The 18,295-nt window shown below is 56.6% G+C and carries 14 protein-coding genes and 3 tRNA genes; 4 read left to right on the plus strand and 13 right to left on the minus strand.

Annotated elements, in window-relative coordinates; genetic code table 11:
- Positions 1–60 precede the first annotated feature (60 nt).
- The 9 genes from hflC to nnr all read right to left on the minus strand — a co-directional run bounded on the left by hflC (position 61) and on the right by nnr (position 10,260).
- On the minus strand, positions 61–1,065 hold the full coding sequence (gene hflC, locus AB8818_RS15090) for a protease modulator HflC (protein WP_061099477.1): 1,005 nt from the start codon (positions 1,063–1,065) through the stop codon (positions 61–63).
- A 2-nt stretch (positions 1,066–1,067) separates the two neighbouring features.
- Positions 1,068–2,327, minus strand: a complete 1,260-nt coding sequence (gene hflK, locus AB8818_RS15095; RefSeq protein ID WP_192984703.1) for an FtsH protease activity modulator HflK — start codon at positions 2,325–2,327, stop codon at positions 1,068–1,070.
- Between the two features lie 56 nt (positions 2,328–2,383).
- Positions 2,384–3,664 (minus strand): ribosome rescue GTPase HflX, encoded by a 1,281-nt coding sequence (gene hflX / locus AB8818_RS15100; protein WP_163330670.1) that lies wholly within the window; start codon positions 3,662–3,664, stop codon positions 2,384–2,386.
- A 73-nt stretch (positions 3,665–3,737) separates the two neighbouring features.
- On the minus strand, positions 3,738–4,049 hold the full coding sequence (gene hfq, locus AB8818_RS15105) for an RNA chaperone Hfq (RefSeq protein ID WP_008502919.1): 312 nt from the start codon (positions 4,047–4,049) through the stop codon (positions 3,738–3,740).
- An 85-nt stretch (positions 4,050–4,134) separates the two neighbouring features.
- Positions 4,135–5,085: a tRNA (adenosine(37)-N6)-dimethylallyltransferase MiaA gene (gene miaA / locus AB8818_RS15110; protein ID WP_116343615.1), complete on the minus strand. Its 951-nt coding sequence runs from the start codon at positions 5,083–5,085 to the stop codon at positions 4,135–4,137.
- The gene (gene mutL / locus AB8818_RS15115; protein WP_116343616.1) at positions 5,078–6,922 is read right to left on the minus strand and encodes a DNA mismatch repair endonuclease MutL; all 1,845 of its coding nucleotides are present in this window, start codon (positions 6,920–6,922) and stop codon (positions 5,078–5,080) included. The genes miaA and mutL overlap by 8 nt, the downstream gene beginning before the upstream one ends.
- A 9-nt stretch (positions 6,923–6,931) precedes the next feature.
- Positions 6,932–8,266: an N-acetylmuramoyl-L-alanine amidase AmiB gene (gene amiB, locus AB8818_RS15120; RefSeq protein WP_116343617.1), complete on the minus strand. Its 1,335-nt coding sequence runs from the start codon at positions 8,264–8,266 to the stop codon at positions 6,932–6,934.
- Between the two features lie 16 nt (positions 8,267–8,282).
- Positions 8,283–8,744, minus strand: coding sequence for a tRNA (adenosine(37)-N6)-threonylcarbamoyltransferase complex ATPase subunit type 1 TsaE (gene tsaE / locus AB8818_RS15125; RefSeq protein WP_028015250.1), 462 nt, complete (start codon positions 8,742–8,744; stop codon positions 8,283–8,285).
- Positions 8,737–10,260, minus strand: coding sequence for a bifunctional ADP-dependent NAD(P)H-hydrate dehydratase/NAD(P)H-hydrate epimerase (nnr, locus tag AB8818_RS15130; protein WP_163330669.1), 1,524 nt, complete (start codon positions 10,258–10,260; stop codon positions 8,737–8,739). The genes tsaE and nnr overlap by 8 nt, the downstream gene beginning before the upstream one ends.
- Between nnr and queG the strand changes: the two genes are divergently transcribed.
- Positions 10,259–11,398, plus strand: a complete 1,140-nt coding sequence (gene queG / locus AB8818_RS15135) for a tRNA epoxyqueuosine(34) reductase QueG (protein ID WP_192984701.1) — start codon at positions 10,259–10,261, stop codon at positions 11,396–11,398. The two genes, nnr and queG, sit on opposite strands and share 2 nt — an antisense overlap.
- A gap of 270 nt (positions 11,399–11,668) precedes the next feature.
- Here queG and AB8818_RS15140 read toward each other — a convergent pair.
- From AB8818_RS15140 to orn, 4 genes are all read right to left on the minus strand, one after another.
- Positions 11,669–11,744, minus strand: a tRNA-Gly gene (locus AB8818_RS15140).
- A 36-nt stretch (positions 11,745–11,780) separates the two neighbouring features.
- Positions 11,781–11,856: transfer RNA gene (locus tag AB8818_RS15145), tRNA-Gly, on the minus strand.
- 37 nt (positions 11,857–11,893) lie between these two features.
- Positions 11,894–11,969 (minus strand) — tRNA-Gly (locus AB8818_RS15150).
- A 196-nt stretch (positions 11,970–12,165) separates the two neighbouring features.
- A complete protein-coding gene (orn, locus tag AB8818_RS15155; RefSeq protein WP_028015247.1) occupies positions 12,166–12,711 on the minus strand; it encodes an oligoribonuclease in 546 nt (181 codons plus the stop codon).
- 107 nt (positions 12,712–12,818) lie between these two features.
- Here orn and rsgA point away from each other — a divergent pair, with 107 nt between their 5' ends.
- The 3 genes from rsgA (at position 12,819) to mscM (ending at position 18,280) form a co-directional block, all read left to right on the plus strand.
- A complete protein-coding gene (gene rsgA, locus AB8818_RS15160) occupies positions 12,819–13,871 on the plus strand; it encodes a small ribosomal subunit biogenesis GTPase RsgA (protein ID WP_192984697.1) in 1,053 nt (350 codons plus the stop codon).
- 97 nt (positions 13,872–13,968) lie between these two features.
- Positions 13,969–14,937: an archaetidylserine decarboxylase gene (gene asd, locus AB8818_RS15165; protein ID WP_192984695.1), complete on the plus strand. Its 969-nt coding sequence runs from the start codon at positions 13,969–13,971 to the stop codon at positions 14,935–14,937.
- A 19-nt stretch (positions 14,938–14,956) separates the two neighbouring features.
- Positions 14,957–18,280, plus strand: coding sequence for a miniconductance mechanosensitive channel MscM (mscM, locus tag AB8818_RS15170; protein WP_163331114.1), 3,324 nt, complete (start codon positions 14,957–14,959; stop codon positions 18,278–18,280).
- The last annotated feature ends 15 nt before the right edge of the window (positions 18,281–18,295 follow it).

Raw genomic sequence — 18,295 nt, forward strand, 5'->3', positions numbered from 1 at the left:
ATAAAAGAAAACCACCGCTCCGTTGGGAGCGGTGGTTTGAATACTCAAACGAGCCTGAGTTTATCGCGTTGCGTTGGTCGGCGTCTTCATATAACGGAAGAAATCGCTGTCCGGGCTGAGCACCATCACATCCTGGTTGCTCTTGAAGCTATTCTCGTACGCGCGCAGGCTACGGATAAAGGCGTAGAAGTCTGGATCCTGGCTGAAGGCATCGGCGAACAGCTTCGCGGCTTCGGCATCGCCTTCACCGCGCAGGATACGGCCCTGACGCTCAGATTCCGCCAGCGTCTTGGTCACTTCATAGTCCGCTGCCGCACGCAGTTTTTCCGCCTCTTCCTGACCCTGTGAACGGTGACGACGGGCTACCGCTTCACGCTCGGCGCGCATACGGTTGTAGATCGCCTCGGACACTTCAGCTGGCAGGTTGATCTGCTTGATACGCACGTCAACCACTTCGATACCCAGCGCTGCCATACTGTTCGGGTTGATCACCGGAACTTTACCGTTGGTTTCAGCCTGAACGCGCTCAGCGGCTTTAGCAATCGCGTCATCCGCTGCTGGCGTTTCCACTTCGTCTTCCGTACCCGCTGTACCGGAGTTCAGCGCATCGCGCACTTCCAGCGTCAGACGACCACGGGAGTCGGTCACGATGTCTTTCACATCCAGACGACCAATCTCAGAACGCAGACGGTCAGAGAACTTACGTTTCAGCAGCACTTCCGCCTGAGAAACGTCACCACCGCCCGTTGCCAGGAAGTAGCGGCTGAAATCGCTGATGCGCCATTTGATATAAGAATCAACGATCAGGTCTTTCTTCTCTTTGGTCACGAAACGGTCAGCCTGGTTGTCCATGGTCTGGATACGCGCATCCAGTGTTTTCACTGACTGAATAAACGGCACCTTGAAGTGCAGACCCGGCTCGTAAATCACCGGACGTTTGTCACTGTCACGCACGACGCTGCTGAACTGGAATTTGATCCCACGCTCGCCCTCTTTCACCACAAAGATCGAGGTATACAGCACGACCAGTACGATGACGACGATCGCAATAACTGACTTACGCATCCTTATTCCCCCTGACGCTGGTAGTCGTTACGCTGCGCGTTAGCACGGCGTTGGTCCATAATGTCACCATCGTTCGAAGAAGGCGTTGTGTTCGCTCTGGAGCTGCCTGATGAGGCTGGCGGCAGACGCAGCAGGTTGTTTGCTCCGCTGGTGTCTTTCGCTGCCGGCGCAGAACCGCCTTTCAGCATCTGATCCAGCGGCAGAACCATCAGGTTTCCACCTTTGCTATCGTTAACCAACACTTTGCGGGTGTGGCTCAGCACTTTTTCCATGGTCTCGATATACAGACGCTCGCGGGTAATTTCCGGCGCGGCTTTGTATTCCGGCAGGATGCGCGCGAAGCGAGCCACTTCACCCTGAGCTTCCAGGATGGTCTGGGTCTTATACGCACGCGCCTCTTCCAGAATACGCTGTGCCTGACCGTTAGCACGCGGCTGCACTTCGTTGGTGTACGCTTCTGCTTCGCGGATGTACTGCTGTTCGTTTTCACGGGCGGCAATCGCATCATCAAACGCGGCCTTCACCTCTTCCGGCGGACGCGCAGCCTGGAAGTTGACGTCCAGCAGGGTGATCCCCATGTTGTACGGACGAATCGTCTCTTCCAGCTCGCGCTGGGTATCGCTACGAATAACGGTACGACCTTCGGTCAGGATGCGGTCCATCGTGTATTTGCCGATTACACCACGCAGGGCGCTGTCGGTCGCCTGACGCAGGCTGTCATCGGCGCTGGTCACGCTAAACAGATAACGCTCAGGATCGGTCACGCGGTACTGCACGTTCATCTCGACGCGCACCACGTTTTCGTCAGAGGTCAGCATCACGCCGGAGGCGGCCAGTTCACGGACGGACTCCACGTTGACTGCAGTAACGTCGTCAATGAAGGTCGGTTTCCAGTTCAGGCCCGGCTCAACCAGATGGCTGAACTTACCGAAACGGGTGACCACGCCGCGTTCTGCTTCTTTAATGGTGTAGAACCCGCTGGCTGCCCAGACGATCACCAGCCCGGCAGCAACGATGCCCACCAGGCGGCCACCTAATTGCGGGCGCGGTCCCTGGCTGGAACTGCCACCCGAGCCTGAACCTTTTCCTCCGCCAAGGCCACCAAGCTTTTTGCTCAGCTTGCGGAAGATATCATCCAGATCCGGCGGCCCCTGCTCGCGACCACCTTTGTTGCCATTTCCCCCAGAGTTGCCGCCTTGATTATTGCTGCTTCCCCACGGGTCGCGGTCTTGTCCGTTATTACCGGGCTGATTCCACGCCATGTATATGCTCCATATTTGTTATGCAAGGGCGAATTTTTCAGGCTTCCCCTTTCTGATCAGACGATATAGTCCGCCAGCGCAGGTTCTTGTTTACAGAGGCGACGCCAGTCAACGATCGGCATACGCACCTGCATCCCCACGCTGCCGTCATCCTCCATCCACTCTTTTTCTATCGCCTGAAGCTGATAAAACCGGCTGCGCAGCCTGCCTTCCTGTGGCGGCAGTCGCAGCGTGTGCTGAGCTACCTCACCGGAAAGACGTTCTGTCAAAGCCTGGAAAAGCAGTGGCACACCAATACCGGCCTGAGCAGAAAGCCAGACCCGAATCGGTTTGTTCTCTTCATCTCGGTCGATACGCGGTTCGAAATCCTCCAGCATATCGATCTTATTCATCACCAACAGCGTGGGAATTTCGTGGGCGTCAATTTCTTCCAGCACCACGTTCACCGCGTCGATGTTCTCCTGCACGCGTACGTCAGCCGCATCAATCACGTGCAGCAGCAGGGTCGCCTGACGCGTCTCCTGCAACGTCGCCTTAAACGCCGCCACCAGATCGTGCGGCAGATGGCGGATAAACCCTACGGTATCCGCCAGCACTGTTTCACCCACGTCTGCAACGTCAATGCGGCGCAGCGTCGGGTCCAGGGTCGCAAACAGCTGGTCTGCGGCATACACCTTGGCCTCGGTTATCTGGTTAAACAGGGTGGATTTACCGGCGTTGGTATAGCCCACCAGCGACACCGTTGGGATGTCGGCTTTGGTTCGCGCCCGACGCCCCTGTTCACGCTGTTTCTCTACACGTTCCAGACGTGAGAGGATCTGGGTAATACGGCCACGCAGCAAACGGCGGTCGGTTTCGAGCTGGGTTTCACCCGGACCGCGCAAACCAATCCCGCCTTTTTGTCTTTCAAGGTGGGTCCAGCCACGCACCAGACGCGTCGCCAGATGGCGCAACTGCGCCAGCTCAACCTGCAGTTTCCCCTCGTGGGTTCGGGCACGCTGAGCAAAAATATCTAAAATCAATCCCGTGCGATCGATAACACGGCATTCGCAGAGAGCTTCCAGGTTGCGCTCCTGGGCTGGAGACAGCGCATGATCAAACAACACGACTGACGCGCCGGTTGCTTTTACGGCATCCGCAATTTCTACTGCTTTACCTTCACCAACAAAATACTTTGGGTGCGGCGCTTTACGGCTACCGGTAATCACCTGCATTGCTTCGACACCGGCGGAAGAGACCAGAGATTCAAACTCCTGGAGGTCTTCCATATCTTTGTCTTGCGAAAAATAGATGTGTACCAGCACCGCCTGCTCACCGGCATCATAACGGTCAAACAAGCGTAAACCTCTCTAAAAAGATCAGCGGGGAACGCAGGATCCCTGGCTCCCCGTGTGGATAACAGCTGAAACCTTATTCGGTCTCGTCGCTGTCCTGCGCTGGCGTTGAAGAACCCTGCGCGTTGCTGCCGTGATGGTAGTTACTGCCTGTGCCGCCGCCAGCGTTATTGCTGTGATGAGAGACCGGACGGGACGGAACAACAGTAGAGATAGCGTGCTTGTAGACCATCTGGCTGACCGTGTTTTTCAACAGGATCACGAACTGATCGAAAGACTCAATCTGACCTTGCAGCTTAATACCATTCACCAAATAAATAGAAACTGGAACACGTTCCCGACGCAATGCGTTCAGGAACGGATCTTGTAAAGATTGCCCCTTAGCCATTCTATCTTTTCCTTATATGCTTGTTTTGTACTTAGAACCTTGCGATTCTGAAAAATTGCGCACGATACGTCTCAATTGTACACATTCAGTGGGCGATATCACCAACAACCTCAATCACCTCGTTTAACGCCTGTTGCGGTTTTTCACTGTCTAACCAGTGAACTCCCTCCCAACCGCGCAACCAGGTGATCTGGCGCTTCGCTAACTGTCTCGTGGCGCAAACACCTCGATAAACCATTTCATCGTATGAAATCTCACCTTCAAGATACGACCACATCTGGCGGTATCCCACACAACGAACGGAAGGCATATCCGTATGCAAATCTCCACGGGCAAATAGCGCCCGCACTTCTGCTTCAAAATCTGAAGCCAACATCTGATGAAAACGCTGCTCAATTCGTTGATGGAGCAGTTCACGGCTCGCCGGGGCGATGGCGAACTGATGCACCTGATACGGCAGAGCGTCTCCTGACGTTTGCGTCAGTTCCGTTAAAGTTTTACCCGAAATGAAAAAAACTTCCAGTGCCCGGGAAAGCCTTTGCGGATCATTTGGATGGATCCGCGCTGCCGCAACCGGGTCAACCTCCGCCAGTTGCTTATGCAATACGTCCCATCCCTGCTCTGCCGCCTGCTGCTCAATCTTTGCTCTCACCTCAGGGTCCGCGGAAGGTAAAGGAGACAACCCTTCGAGCAGCGCCTTGAAGTAGAGCATGGTTCCGCCAACCAACAGCGGTATACGCCCCGCGGCGGTGATCTCGGCCATCTCGGCTAAGGCATCCCGGCGGAAATCCGCTGCGGAGTAAGCCTCTGCCGGGTCGAGAATATCCAGCAAACGGTGCGGTGCCGCACGCAGTTCATCTGCGCCGGGCTTCGCCGTGCCGATGTCCATCCCTCGATAGATGAGGGCGGAATCAACGCTAATCAACTCTACAGGCAAAACTTTACGTAACTCAATGGCTAACGCCGTTTTGCCCGAGGCCGTTGGGCCCATTAAAAAAATTGCCTTTGGCAGGCTCGCCTTACTTACGTCAGTCATGTTTCAGGGCGGTCATCGCCGTTTTTAAATCAACAGGTTGTAATAACCCACCCGGCGGCGCTTTCACCAGCTGTGGGCAGAGGCGTTCCACCTCCGCAAGCACGGTAATCGCCTGCGCCATACTCCACGGTGAATGTTCGCTGGCCAGATGGCGGGCGATCCACTGCGCGGTGTTGGCAGCCTCAAACGATGTCTGCTGCGCCAGGTAGCCTATCAGTTCAGGAATCAAGTTTTGTAAATTTTGTTGGCGTAAGGGTAAAGGCACTGCGCGAATTGTCACATGTTGTGGTTCAAGCACAATTTCAATGCCCATTTGCGCCAGCTGGGCCTCTGCACGCTGCAATACCCTTGTTTCTTCAGTGGATATTTTCAGGCGAACCGGGATTAACAGCGGCTGCGCACATGCCACATTATCCCCCGGCGTCAGCTGCGCCTGCTTGAGCCAGCGTTCGGCAACCGGCAGCGCCAGAAGCAGCAGTTTGCCGTCGCGCTCAAGCAGCGCCATATCCGGTGCGATAATCGTCAGCACCCGGCCAAAACTCTGGCTATGGCCTTCAAGGGAAGGTGTCGCCACCGCAACGTGCTCTTTGCGCTCGACTGCCGGCGTTTCCAGCAGTTTACGGTACAGCGCCCCCTGCTGCTTTTGATAGCCGGGCTGAGCGTTCGGGTAGTTCGCGCCCGTCGGACGCGGTGCGGCCCCTGCTGAGGAGAAACGCGGGGCGTCCGGTTCACGCGCGACGGCAGGCTCCGCAAAATGGTTGCGACCCGCAGCGACACGATTTTCCGGAATGGGGCGCGGTGCGGAGTCTTCTTTTTCCAGCGGCAGTGTGGGTTCAAGCTGCTGTTGCAGTACGCTCAGCACGCCCTGGTAGATAAAATCATGTACCAGACGCGACTGATGGAACCGCACCTCATGCTTGGCAGGATGGACGTTGACATCCACCTGATGCGGGTCGATCTCCAGATAAAGTACAAAGGCAGGTTGCTGATCTGCCCCGAGCTTATCTTCGCAGGCCTGGCGAATGGCGTGGTTAATGAGGCGGTCGCGCATCATACGGCCGTTAACGTAGCAATACTGAATTTCAGAGAACGCCGCGCTGCTGGCATGCGGATCGGCCACCCAGCCACGTAAAGCCAGATCGCCGTGCTGCCACTCGATAGCCAGCGCCTGTTCCAGGAACGGCGTCCCGCAGATAGCCCCTAAACGTCGCTCTTTCTGCCCACCTTCAGCCACCGCGCGGTACTGGCGCATTACCTTGCCGTTATGGCTGAGGTTGATGGTGACGTCGAAACGGGCGAGCGCAATTCGGCGGATGATCTCGTCGATATGGCCGAACTCGGTTTTTTCGGTACGCATAAACTTGCGGCGGGCGGGAGTGTTGTAGAACAGATCCAGAACTTCCAGCGTGGTACCGACAGGGTGCGCCGCGGGTTTGACCGTCACGTCCATATCCCGCCCTTCAGCGTAGGCCTGCCAGGCTTCCTGCTGTTCAGCGGTGCGGGAGGTCAGCGTTAAACGAGAAACCGAACTGATACTGGCCAGCGCTTCGCCGCGAAAACCGAGGCTGATAATAGCTTCCAGGTCATCCAGAGAGGCAATTTTACTGGTGGCATGACGCGCCAGCGCCAGCGCCAGCTCCTCTTTTTTGATCCCGCAGCCGTTGTCGCGAATGCGGATAAGCTTCGCGCCGCCGCGTTCAATATCAATATCAATGCGGGTTGCGCCCGCATCGAGGCTGTTTTCCACCAGCTCTTTCACTACCGACGCAGGGCGTTCCACCACCTCACCGGCGGCGATTTGGTTCGCGAGCTGCGGCGGCAGAACCTGAATCGGCATGAATTCTCCTTAATTTGTGGCGGTCAACTCACCCGGCTGCGCGGCGCTGGCCGTCTGGGCTGCCCCGCCCTGCGGCGCGGACTGCAGAGGATGCGCCTCAAAATATTTACGTAAACCGTTGTATATCGCTTCGGCAATTTGCTGCTGGTAGCTGTCGCTGCCCAGCAGGCGCTCTTCGCTGTTATTGCTGATAAAGCCCGTCTCCACCAAAATTGACGGAATATCCGGCGAACGCAGAACGCCCAGGCTCGCATGTTCCGGGCGACGCTTATGCAATGCTCCGATGCCCTGCAGCTGATTCAATACGTTAGTGGCGACATCATACCCGACGCGCTGAGAATGACCGAACTGTAAATCCAGCACCGCCTGGCTGAGATACGGGTCAGACTGGCTGTTAGCCAGCACATCACCCGCGCCGCCTAACAGTTCAGACTGTTTCTCATGCTCTTCCAGCCAGTTTGCCATTTCGCTGTTCGCCCGACGGTTCGACAGGACCCATACCGAGGCGCCCGTCGCGTTACGGTTCGGTGCGGCATCCGCGTGAATGGAGACCAGGAAATTGGCGTTTTGCTTACGCGCCACGTCTGAGCGGCCCATCACAGAGATAAAATAGTCGCCGTCGCGCGTCAGTACGCCTTTAAACATCGGATCGTCGTTTAACAACGTCCGCAGCTTGCGGGCCACTGCAATAGTGACATTTTTCTCTCGCGTGCCGCCCGGGCCAATCGCACCAGGGTCCTGACCACCGTGCCCGGCATCAATGGCGATAATCACTTTATCACCGCTGACCGCACGCCGCGCGCTGGACGCCGGACGCGTTACCGTATTGCTGCTGGTTGCCGCGGTGATGCGATCGTTCTGAGATTTAAACGGATTACGCGCAGGTTCCGATGGGCGCGGCGTATAGACCGGCTCTTCCACGCGTTTCGCGACAACCGGTGGCGGCGGAGGCGGCGGAACATCGGCATTGATGGTGAAGACCACCGTATAGTTCGCCCCGTTTTGCTGCTTCACCGCCTTCGTTTTACCCTTTTCGGTCAGATCGACCACCAGACGCAGCGACTGGCTGTCCTGCGGGGTACCCGAACGGATACTTTTCACCAGGTTGTTACCGCTGAACCGCAGCGGTAATCCCTGGATCACGCCAGTCTGTTTGATATCCAGCGCCACGCTGCGGCTGTCTGGCTGTGAAAACGCATATTCAGGGTCACCCATAAAGCTGAACGTGATCCGGGCCTGGCTTTCGCCGTTTGACACCTGAATATCCGAAAGGCTTGCCGCCCCGGCCTGCGCGCACAGCAGCACCGTCGCAGCCAACACCCAACCTTTAACGCGACTAATCATCCCGTCATCCCTACTCTTAACCGGCGAGACGCGCCAGTAAGGAACACCCTGATGAGGAAACCGCACTGATGCGAGCCTCACGCCCTTGCGCCTGGTAATCTAAGTGAATTTCGACATCCGGGTCAGGTAACACACCCGCACCTTGTTGCGGCCACTCCACCAGGCAGATGGCGTCGTTGGCAAAATAATCACGGATCCCCATAAATTCCAGCTCCTCAGGATCCGCAAGGCGATATAAATCAAAGTGGTACACCATAAGATTGTCGAGGGTGTACGGCTCGACCAGCGTGTAGGTTGGGCTTTTCACATTCCCGTTATGCCCTAACGCCTGCAAAAAACCCCGGCTGAAGGTGGTTTTACCCGCACCTAAATCACCATACAGATAAATGACGGTTGCCCCCTGACAGGCCTGCGCCACGCGCTTGCCGAGATCTAAAGTGGCTTGTTCATCAGGTAAAGGAATCGCTCGATTAGTCATTTTCTACGTCAATCACATCCGGGTTAACAACACGCCGCAGCGTGCAAAAGAGATCGGTGGCCAGCATACCGCGTGTACCCTCTCGCGCAGCAAGCCTGTCAGCTGCCGCGCCGTGGGCCACGCAGCCCGCACAGGCTGCATCATAAAGGGGAAGTTTCTGTCCAAGCAATGCGCCAATGATGCCTGAAAGCACATCGCCCATGCCGCCGCTCGCCATGCCCGCATTTCCGGCATCAATAATGCCCTGCGTCTCGTCACTGGCGACAACGGTTCCTGCCCCTTTCAAAACGGCAACACCTCCGTAACGTTTTACCAGACGCTGAGCAGAAAGTAAGCGATCGCTTTCAATTTCTGCCACGCTGCAGTTAAGCAGGCGCGCGGCTTCGCCGGGGTGTGGCGTCAGAATGCGATTGTGACGCTTATCCGGGTTTATTGCCAGAAGGTTAAGCGCGTCGGCATCCCACAGCATCGGTTTACGAAAATTTTCGACCTTTTGCAGGGCCTGTTTACCCCATGCCTGCTGTCCAAGACCGGGACCAATGACCACCACATCCGCCCATTCGAGGCTTTCTTCAAGCGTCTGGGGCGTAAGCTCATGGACCATCAGTTCCGGTCGAGCTGTAATGATTGGCGTAATGTTCTCGATGCGAGTGAGTACTCGCACTAATCCGGCACCGCTGCGCAGTGCCGCCTCACCGGCCATGCGAACCGCACCTGCCGTACCGCGATCGCCACCAATAATCACCAGCCTGCCGTGGTCGCCCTTATGGGACGTTGGGCGGCGCGGCGGAAGCCACTCTTTTAGCTGCGAGGCATCAAAGCGCGACAGGCGCGTTTCCTGCCCTGCGAGCCAGCTCTCCAGCCCCAGGGCGTTATGGTGCAATACGCCAACCACATCCCGGGCTTTTCCGGTTAACAAGCCCGGCTTCAGAGCGATAAAGGTCACGGTGTGCGCAGCCTGAATAACGGTGCCAGGCGTCGCGCCGGTCTGCGCGATCAGGCCCGACGGAATGTCCAGCGCCACTACCGGCGCGGAGTGCCCGTTAGCGTGTTCAATAAGCGCGGCGATGTTCTCGCGAGGCGCGCTGCGTAGCCCGGTCCCCAGCAGACCATCAACAATCAGATCAACATCTTCCGGCCAGACGATATCAGGGGCATGAATCACGCCGCCTGCATTCAGCCATGCCTCCCGCGCCGCACCGGCCTCTTCCGGCAGGGGCTTATCACTTTCCAGCGCCAGCAAGGTAACGCGGATACCGGCCGCAACCGCGAGACGCGCAGCAACGTAGCCGTCGCCGCCGTTATTGCCGTGCCCACACAAAATCAGCCAGTGAGTGGATTGCGGGTACGCGCCGCGGGCAACGTTAAACGCCGCCTCCCCCGCGCGCTGCATCAGTTCATAAAGAGTAATGCCGAGGCTGTCTGCGGCCTCTTTTTCGGCGCGCCGGAGGTCATCCGCATGCCAGATGGAATGTGGTATACTTGCGGGGTTTTTCTTCACCGTATGGTCCGTCATGTCACAGCCCCTCGATCTCAATGAATTAGCGCAAAAAATAAAACAGTGGGGTGCTGAGCTTGGCTTTCAGAAGGTAGGCATTACCGATACCGACCTCTCTGCCAGCGAGCCAAAACTGCAGGCCTGGCTGGACAAACAATACCACGGCGAAATGGAGTGGATGGCGCGTCACGGCATGATGCGTGCCCGTCCACATGAGCTTTTACCGGGTACATTGCGCGTCATCAGCGTGCGCATGAACTACCTGCCTGCCAACGCGGCCTTTGCGCGCACGCTAAAAAATCCCTCTCTGGGTTACGTCAGCCGGTACGCCCTGGGGCGTGATTACCATAAGCTACTGCGTAACCGTTTAAAAAAACTCGGGGAAACTATTCAGCAGCACTGTGTTTCGCTGAATTTTAGACCCTTTGTCGATTCCGCGCCTATTCTTGAGCGTCCGATCGCCGAAAAAGCCGGGCTTGGCTGGTCAGGTAAGCACTCACTTATCCTTAGCCGCGACGCCGGATCGTTCTTCTTCCTCGGTGAACTGCTGATTGATTTACCCCTGCCGGTAGACGGCCCGGTAGAGGAAGGCTGTGGCCGCTGCGTGGCCTGCATGACCATCTGCCCGACGGGCGCCATCGTTGAGCCGTACACTGTTGATGCGCGCCGCTGCATTTCCTATCTCACCATCGAGCTCGAAGGAGCTATCCCGGAAGAGTTTCGTCCACTTATCGGCAACCGCATCTACGGCTGCGACGACTGTCAGCTGATCTGCCCGTGGAACCGCTATTCACAGCTGACGGATGAAGAAGACTTCAGTCCCCGCAAGGCGTTACATGCCCCGCCGCTGATCGAGCTGTTCGCCTGGACCGAAGCCTGGTTCCTGAAGGTGACGGAAGGTTCCGCCATTCGGCGTATCGGCCACCTGCGCTGGCTGCGAAACGTGGCCGTCGCGCTGGGCAATGCCCCGTGGGATAAAGCAAATATTCAGGCGCTTGAAAGTCGTAGAGGTGAGCACCCACTTCTTGATGAACACATAGAATGGGCGATTGCGCAGCAAATCGAGAAGCGCAATGCCTGCGTGGTCGAGGTGCAGCTTCCCAAGAAACAGCGGCTGGTCAGGGTAATCGAAAAAGGGCTTACGCGGGATGCGTGATATATTCACAGCCTGTGAATAAAAATAAAAACTCAAGCACCATCTGGGCTTGAGAAGAGGTCAAGTGATCTCTATAACATTTTGAAATGAAATTTTATCCACTTAATACAGTGACTTGGGGAGATATTATTCACCCTGCTAACTTTCTGTACGGTTTGGGTAAAGCGCGAATTCTGTGGATAACTCTGTTTACAAGAGTATTTCAGATGCAATAGAAAACGTCCCCAGCGCGTCTTTTCGCTGTGGATATTTTAGAGATGAAGAAGAATTTGGAGCGGGAAACGAGACTCGAACTCGCGACCCCGACCTTGGCAAGGTCGTGCTCTACCAACTGAGCTATTCCCGCTTGGGTGGTCCGTGCTTTAGAAGCACTTTCAAATTTTGGAGCGGGAAACGAGACTCGAACTCGCGACCCCGACCTTGGCAAGGTCGTGCTCTACCAACTGAGCTATTCCCGCTTGGGCAGTCCGTGCTTGAGAAGCACTTTTCAAATTTTGGAGCGGGAAACGAGACTCGAACTCGCGACCCCGACCTTGGCAAGGTCGTGCTCTACCAACTGAGCTATTCCCGCAAATCTGTACTGCTTTTGTTGCTGTCGTAACGTGTAATTCTCTGTCGTTACGGGAGGCGCATTATACGAGAAATCCTTTTAGCTGCAACCCCCCTGAAAGTGATTTTTTCGAAATTCAGTTCAAATGCTTATTTAATCGGCAAGCTGAACAATTTAACGACAAAATCCCGGCCACGCAAGGCGCCGGATCTCAAAATCACAGCTTAATAAAGTTTTCGCGGTAGTACGCGAGTTCCGCCACAGACTCGCGGATATCGTCCATCGCCTGGTGCGTTCCTTGCTTTTTGAAGCCATCAAGGATTTCTGGTTTCCAGCGACGCGCCAGCTCTTTCAGGGTACTGACATCCAGATAGCGGTAGTGAAAGTAAGACTCCAGCTCCGGCATATACTTAAACAGAAAACGGCGATCCTGGCCGATGCTGTTCCCGCAGATCGGCGATTTACCCGCCGGCACCCACTGTTTCAGAAATTCGAGCGTCGCCAGTTCCGCCTCGCGATCGCCCAACGTGCTGGCCTTTACGCGCTCCACCAGCCCGCTTCCGGTATGGGTACGCACGTTCCACTCGTCCATCAGCGCCAGCTGGTCGTCGGACTGATGCACCGCAATCGTTGGCCCTTCGGCCAGGATATTCAGGTTGGCATCGGTGACCAGGGTTGCAATCTCAATAATGCGATCGCGCTCGGGATCCAGCCCGGTCATTTCGAGATCGATCCAAATCAGGTTGTTTTCATCCGCGCTCATGTTATTTTCCACCCTTCTCGCATAACCGGCAGTAGCAGGTTAACTAGTATTAATTAGAGTGTATCATAGAGGTTTTGCCCCTTACGGGCGACCAGGAGCCAGTGCGATTGAGTAAAAATAAACTCTCCAAAGGGCAGCAGCGCCGTGTGAATGCCAATCACCAGCGCCGTCTTAAAACCACTTCGGAGAAGGTCGATTACGACGACAACCTGTTTGGCGAACCTACGGAAGGCGTAGTCATCAGCCGTTTCGGTATGCACGCTGACGTGGAATCCGCCGATGGTGAAATCCACCGCTGCAACATCCGCCGGACCATTCGTTCTCTGGTGACCGGTGACCGCGTCGTATGGCGTCCGGGGAAAGAGGCGGCGGAAGGCGTTACGGTAAAAGGTATCGTTGAAGCGGTTCATGAACGTACGTCCGTGTTAACCCGTCCCGATTTTTACGACGGGGTGAAGCCGATTGCCGCCAACATTAACCAGATTGTTATCGTATCGGCGATTTTGCCTGAACTTTCGCTCAATATTATCGACCGATACCTCGTCGCGTGCGAAACGCTGCAGGTTGAACCGATTATCGTGCTGAACAAAATCGATCTGCTGGATGACGAAGGCATAGCTTTCGTTAATGAGCAGATGGATATCTATCGCAAGATTGGCTATCGCGTCCTGATGGTCTCCAGCCATACTAAAGATGGCCTCAAACCGCTGGAAGAGGCGCTTACCGATCGCATCAGCATTTTTGCGGGCCAGTCCGGCGTAGGCAAATCGAGCCTGCTGAACAATCTGCTCGGCCTCCAGCAGGAGATCCTCACCAACGATGTGTCTGACGTCTCGGGTCTGGGCCAGCACACCACTACCGCCTCGCGTCTGTATCACTTCCCGCACGGCGGCGATGTCATCGACTCCCCGGGCGTGCGTGAATTCGGTTTATGGCATCTTGAGCCGGAACAAATCTTTAATGGATTTGTCGAATTCCATGATTATTTAGGCGCTTGCAAATACCGCGACTGTAAACACGATAACGATCCAGGCTGCGCTATCCGCGAAGCGGTTGAGAAAGGTGAGATTGCGGAGACCCGCTTCGACAATTACCACCGCATTCTTGAGAGCATGGATCAGGTAAAAACGCGTAAAAACTTTTCTGATTCTGACAACTGACAACTAAGCTAAGCATCGCTAAAATCGTCCCCTTTTTTCAGGTTCCGGCGGCTTACCGCCGGATCAGGAACGACAAAACAATGGCCTGGAGGCTACCTTGTTAAACGCATTTAAACTTTCGCTTCAATACATTCTGCCAAAACTGTGGCTCACTTGCCTGGCGGGCTGGGGCGCAAGCAAACGCGCGGGCTGGCTGACCAAACTGGTCATCGACCTTTTCGTGAAGTATTACAAGGTCGACATGAAAGAAGCGCAGAAGCCGGACACCGCCAGCTACCGCACGTTCAACGAGTTTTTCGTGCGCCCGCTGCGCGACGAAGTGCGCCCGCTGAACACCGATCCTAACGTCCTGGTGATGCCAGCAGACGGGGTGATCAGCCAGCTGGGTAACATCGAAGACGACAAAATCCTGCAGGCGAAAGGCCATAACTACAGCCTGGAAGCGCTGCTGGCGGGCAATTACCTGATGGCGGATCTGTTCCGCAACGGCACCTTTGCCACCACCTATCTGTCACCGCGCGACTACCACCGCGTGCATATGCCGTGTAACGGTATCCTGCGTGAGATGATCTACGTGCCGGGCGATCTGTTCTCCGTAAACCACCTGACCGCGCAAAACGTACCGAACCTGTTTGCCCGTAACGAGCGCGTCATCTGCCTGTTCGATACTGAATTCGGCCCTATGGCGCAGATTCTGGTGGGCGCGACCATTGTCGGCAGTATTGAAACCGTCTGGGCTGGCACCATCACCCCTCCGCGTGAAGGCGTAATTAAGCGCTGGACGTGGCCTGCTGGTGAAGAGGAAGGCTCTGTCGCCCTGCTGAAAGGTCAGGAGATGGGCCGCTTCAAGCTGGGTTCTACCGTCATCAACCTGTTTGCGCCGGGTAAAGTGAAGCTGGCTGAACAGCTCGAAAGCCTCTCGGTCACTAAGCTCGGCCAGCCGCTGGCGGTCTCTACCGAAACCTTCGTGACGCCGGACGCAGAACCTGCTCCGCTGCCGCAAGAAGAGATTGACGCCGAGCACGACGCCAGCCCGCTGGTTGACGACAAAAAAGACGAAGGCTAACAACAGAAGGATCGCTGACGTGCGCCCGATTATCGTTTTACTGATGGCCTGGTGCCTCAGCATGGGGGCGTACGCAGCGACAGCCCCCGACGCCAAACAGATAACCCAGGAACTGGAACAGGCGAAAGCGGCTAAACCCGCTCAGCCAGAGACCGTTGAGTCGCTCCAGTCCGCACTGAACGCGCTTGAAGAGCGGAAAGGCTCGCTTGAGCGCGCTCAGCAGTATCAGCAGGTTATCGACAACTTTCCTAAACTCTCGCAAACGCTGCGCGCGCAGCTCGCTAATCTGCGCGATGAGCCGCGCAATGTGCCGGAAGGCATGACCACCGACGCCCTGAATCAGGAAATCCTGCAGGTGAGCAGCCAGCTTCTGGAAAAGAGCCGCCAGGCTCAGCAGGAGCAGGAGCGGGCGCGTGAAATTGCCGACTCCCTCAGTCAGCTTCCGCAGCAGCAAACCGACGCCCGCCGCCAGCTTAACGACGTTGAGCGTCGCGTGGGGACGCAAAGCGGCAATACGCCGCAGGCTCAGGCGCAAAATCTGGGTCTGCAGGCCGAATCAGCTCGTCTGAAGGCCCTTGTGGATGAGCTGGAGCTGGCGCAGCTTTCCGCCAACAACCGCCAGGAGCTGGCGCGGATGCGCTCTGAACTCGCTCAGAAGCAGAGCGAGCAGCTGGATGCGTATCTTCAGGCCCTGCGTAATTTGCTTAACAGCCAGCGTCAGCGCGAAGCCGAGCGTGCGCTTGAAAGCACCGAGCTGCTGGCGGAAAACAGTGCCAATCTGCCAGAAGGTATCGTCGATCAGTTTAAGGTCAACCGCGAGCTTTCTGCCGCCCTGAATCAGCAGGCGCAGCGTATGGATCTGGTTGCCTCCCAGCAGCGCCAGGCGACGAATCAAACCCTGCAGGTGCGCCAGGCGCTCAACACCCTGCGCGAGCAGTCCCAGTGGCTCGGGTCATCAAACCTGCTGGGCGAAGCGTTACGCGCCCAGGTCGCACGCCTGCCGGAAATGCCGAAGCCGCAGCAGCTGGATACCGAGATGGCCCAGCTGCGCGTGCAGCGACTGCACTTTGAAGATCTTCTCAATAAGCAGCCGCAAATTCGCCAGATCCGTCAGGCTGACGGACAGCCCCTGACCAGCGAGCAAAACCGTATTCTTGAAGCCCAGCTGCGCACCCAGCGCGAGCTGCTGAACTCCCTGCTTCAGGGCGGGGATACGCTGATTCTGGAACTGACTAAGCTCAAGGTGTCTAACAGCCAGCTGGAAGACGCACTGAAAGAGGTGAACGAGGCGACGCACCGTTATCTCTTCTGGACGTCCGACGTGCGTCCGATGACCTTCTCGTGGCCGATTGAGATCGTTCAGGATCTGCGCCGCCTTATTTCGCTGGACACCTTCAGCCAACTCGGACAGGCCAGCGTGATGATGCTGACCAGTAAAGAGACGATTATCCCGCTGCTGGGCGCGTTGGTTCTGGTGGGCTTCAGCATTTACTCACGCAGACATTTCACCCGCTTCCTGGAGCGTTCCAGCGCGCGGGTGGGGAAAGTCACTCAGGATCACTTCTGGCTGACGTTGCGCACCGTGTTCTGGTCGATTCTCGTCGCGTCTCCGCTGCCGGTGCTGTGGATGACGCTTGGCTACGGCCTGCGGGAAGCCTGGCCCTATCCGCTCGCGGTCGCCATTGGCGATGGCGTCACCGCTACGGTGCCGCTGCTGTGGGTGGTGATGATTTGCGCCACGTTCGCACGGCCGAATGGCCTGTTCATTGCCCACTTTGGCTGGCCGCGTAACCGCGTGGCACGCGCCATGCGCTACTACCTGATGAGCATCGGGCTGATTGTGCCGCTGATTATGGCGCTGATCATGTTTGATAATCTCAACGACCGGGAATTTTCAGGCTCGCTGGGCCGCCTCTGCTTTATGCTGATCTGTGGCGCGCTGGCCATCGTGACGCTCAGCCTGAAACGCGCGGGGATACCGCTCTATCTGGATAAATCCGGCAGCGGCGACAACATGTTCAACCGGCTGCTCTGGAACCTCCTGCTGAGCGCCCCTCTGATTGCGATGCTGGCAGCCGCGGTAGGTTACCTGGCAACCTCGCAGGCACTTCTGGCGCGACTGGAAACGTCGGTGGCGATCTGGTTCCTGCTGCTGGTGGTGTATCACGTGATCCGTCGCGGGATGCTGATCCAGCGCCGTCGCCTGGCCTTCGACCGCGCCAAGCATCGCCGGGCGGAGATCCTCGCTCAGCGTGCCCGGGGTGAGGAAGAGCCAACCCATGTCAACAGCACGGAAGGCACGATGGATGCCGACGAGGTCGAACTGGATCTGGATGCCATCAGTACCCAGTCTCTGCGCCTGGTGCGCTCCCTCCTGATGCTGATTGCCCTTCTGTCGGTGATTTTCCTGTGGTCAGAAATTCATTCCGCGTTTGGCTTCCTGGAGAATATCTCTCTGTGGGACGTGACGTCCACGGTGCAGGGCGTTGAAAGCCTGGAGCCGATCACCTTAGGCGCGGTGCTGATTGCCATTCTGGTGCTGATCATCACCACCCAACTGGTGCGTAACTTCCCGGCACTGCTGGAGCTGGCGCTGCTGCAGCATCTGGATTTAACCCCCGGCACGGGATACGCCATTACGACCATTACGAAATACCTGATACTGCTGTTTGGCGGGATGGTTGGTTTCTCAATGATTGGTATCGAGTGGTCTAAACTGCAGTGGCTGGTAGCGGCGCTGACGTTTGGCCTTGGTTTTGGCATGCAGGAGATTTTCGCTAACTTTGTGTCCGGCCTCATCATCTTGTTTGAAAAGCCGATTCGTATTGGCGATACGGTGACGATCCGCGATCTGACCGGGAGCGTAACGAAGATCAACACCCGTGCCACCACGATCAGCGACTGGGACCGTAAAGAGATCATCGTGCCGAACAAGGCGTTTATTACCGAGCAGTTTATCAACTGGTCGCTGTCGGACTCCGTTACGCGCGTGGTGCTGACGGTACCGGCGCCGTCGGATGCCAACAGCGAAGAGGTCACGCAGATCCTCTATACCGCCGCCGAACGCTGCACGCTGGTGCTCGATAATCCCGTACCGGAAGTGTTCCTGGTCGATTTACAGCAGGGGATCCAGATTTTCGAACTGCGTATTTACGCTGCCGAAATGGGGCACCGTATGCCGCTGCGCCATGAGATCCACCAGCTGATTCTGGCGGGCTTCCGCGAGCACGGTATTGATATGCCGTTCCCACCGTTCCAGATGCGTCTGGAAAGTATGGACGGACGCAAGATGGGTAAAACGCTCACGTCGGCAGCAAGATCGCGCCCGGCGGGCAGTTTGTAATCTTTCTCCCCTCCC

Source organism: Enterobacter sp. KB-280D8 (assembly GCF_041399405.1).
In the GTDB taxonomy this organism is placed as follows: domain Bacteria; phylum Pseudomonadota; class Gammaproteobacteria; order Enterobacterales; family Enterobacteriaceae; genus Enterobacter; species Enterobacter cloacae_N.

Excerpts from the sequence above, each read along its gene's own strand:
- nnr (WP_163330669.1), bottom strand. The coding sequence starts at position 10,260 with ATGACGGACCATACGGTGAAGAAAAACCCCGCAAGTATACCACATTCC.
- tsaE (WP_028015250.1), bottom strand. The coding sequence starts at position 8,744 with ATGACTAATCGAGCGATTCCTTTACCTGATGAACAAGCCACTTTAGAT.
- miaA (WP_116343615.1), bottom strand. The coding sequence starts at position 5,085 with ATGACTGACGTAAGTAAGGCGAGCCTGCCAAAGGCAATTTTTTTAATG.
- hflC (WP_061099477.1), bottom strand. The coding sequence starts at position 1,065 with ATGCGTAAGTCAGTTATTGCGATCGTCGTCATCGTACTGGTCGTGCTG.
- orn (WP_028015247.1), bottom strand. The coding sequence starts at position 12,711 with ATGAGCGCGGATGAAAACAACCTGATTTGGATCGATCTCGAAATGACC.
- hfq (WP_008502919.1), bottom strand. The coding sequence starts at position 4,049 with ATGGCTAAGGGGCAATCTTTACAAGATCCGTTCCTGAACGCATTGCGT.
- queG (WP_192984701.1), top strand. The coding sequence starts at position 10,259 with ATGTCACAGCCCCTCGATCTCAATGAATTAGCGCAAAAAATAAAACAG.
- hflK (WP_192984703.1), bottom strand. The coding sequence starts at position 2,327 with ATGGCGTGGAATCAGCCCGGTAATAACGGACAAGACCGCGACCCGTGG.
- amiB (WP_116343617.1), bottom strand. The coding sequence starts at position 8,266 with ATGATTAGTCGCGTTAAAGGTTGGGTGTTGGCTGCGACGGTGCTGCTG.
- mutL (WP_116343616.1), bottom strand. The coding sequence starts at position 6,922 with ATGCCGATTCAGGTTCTGCCGCCGCAGCTCGCGAACCAAATCGCCGCC.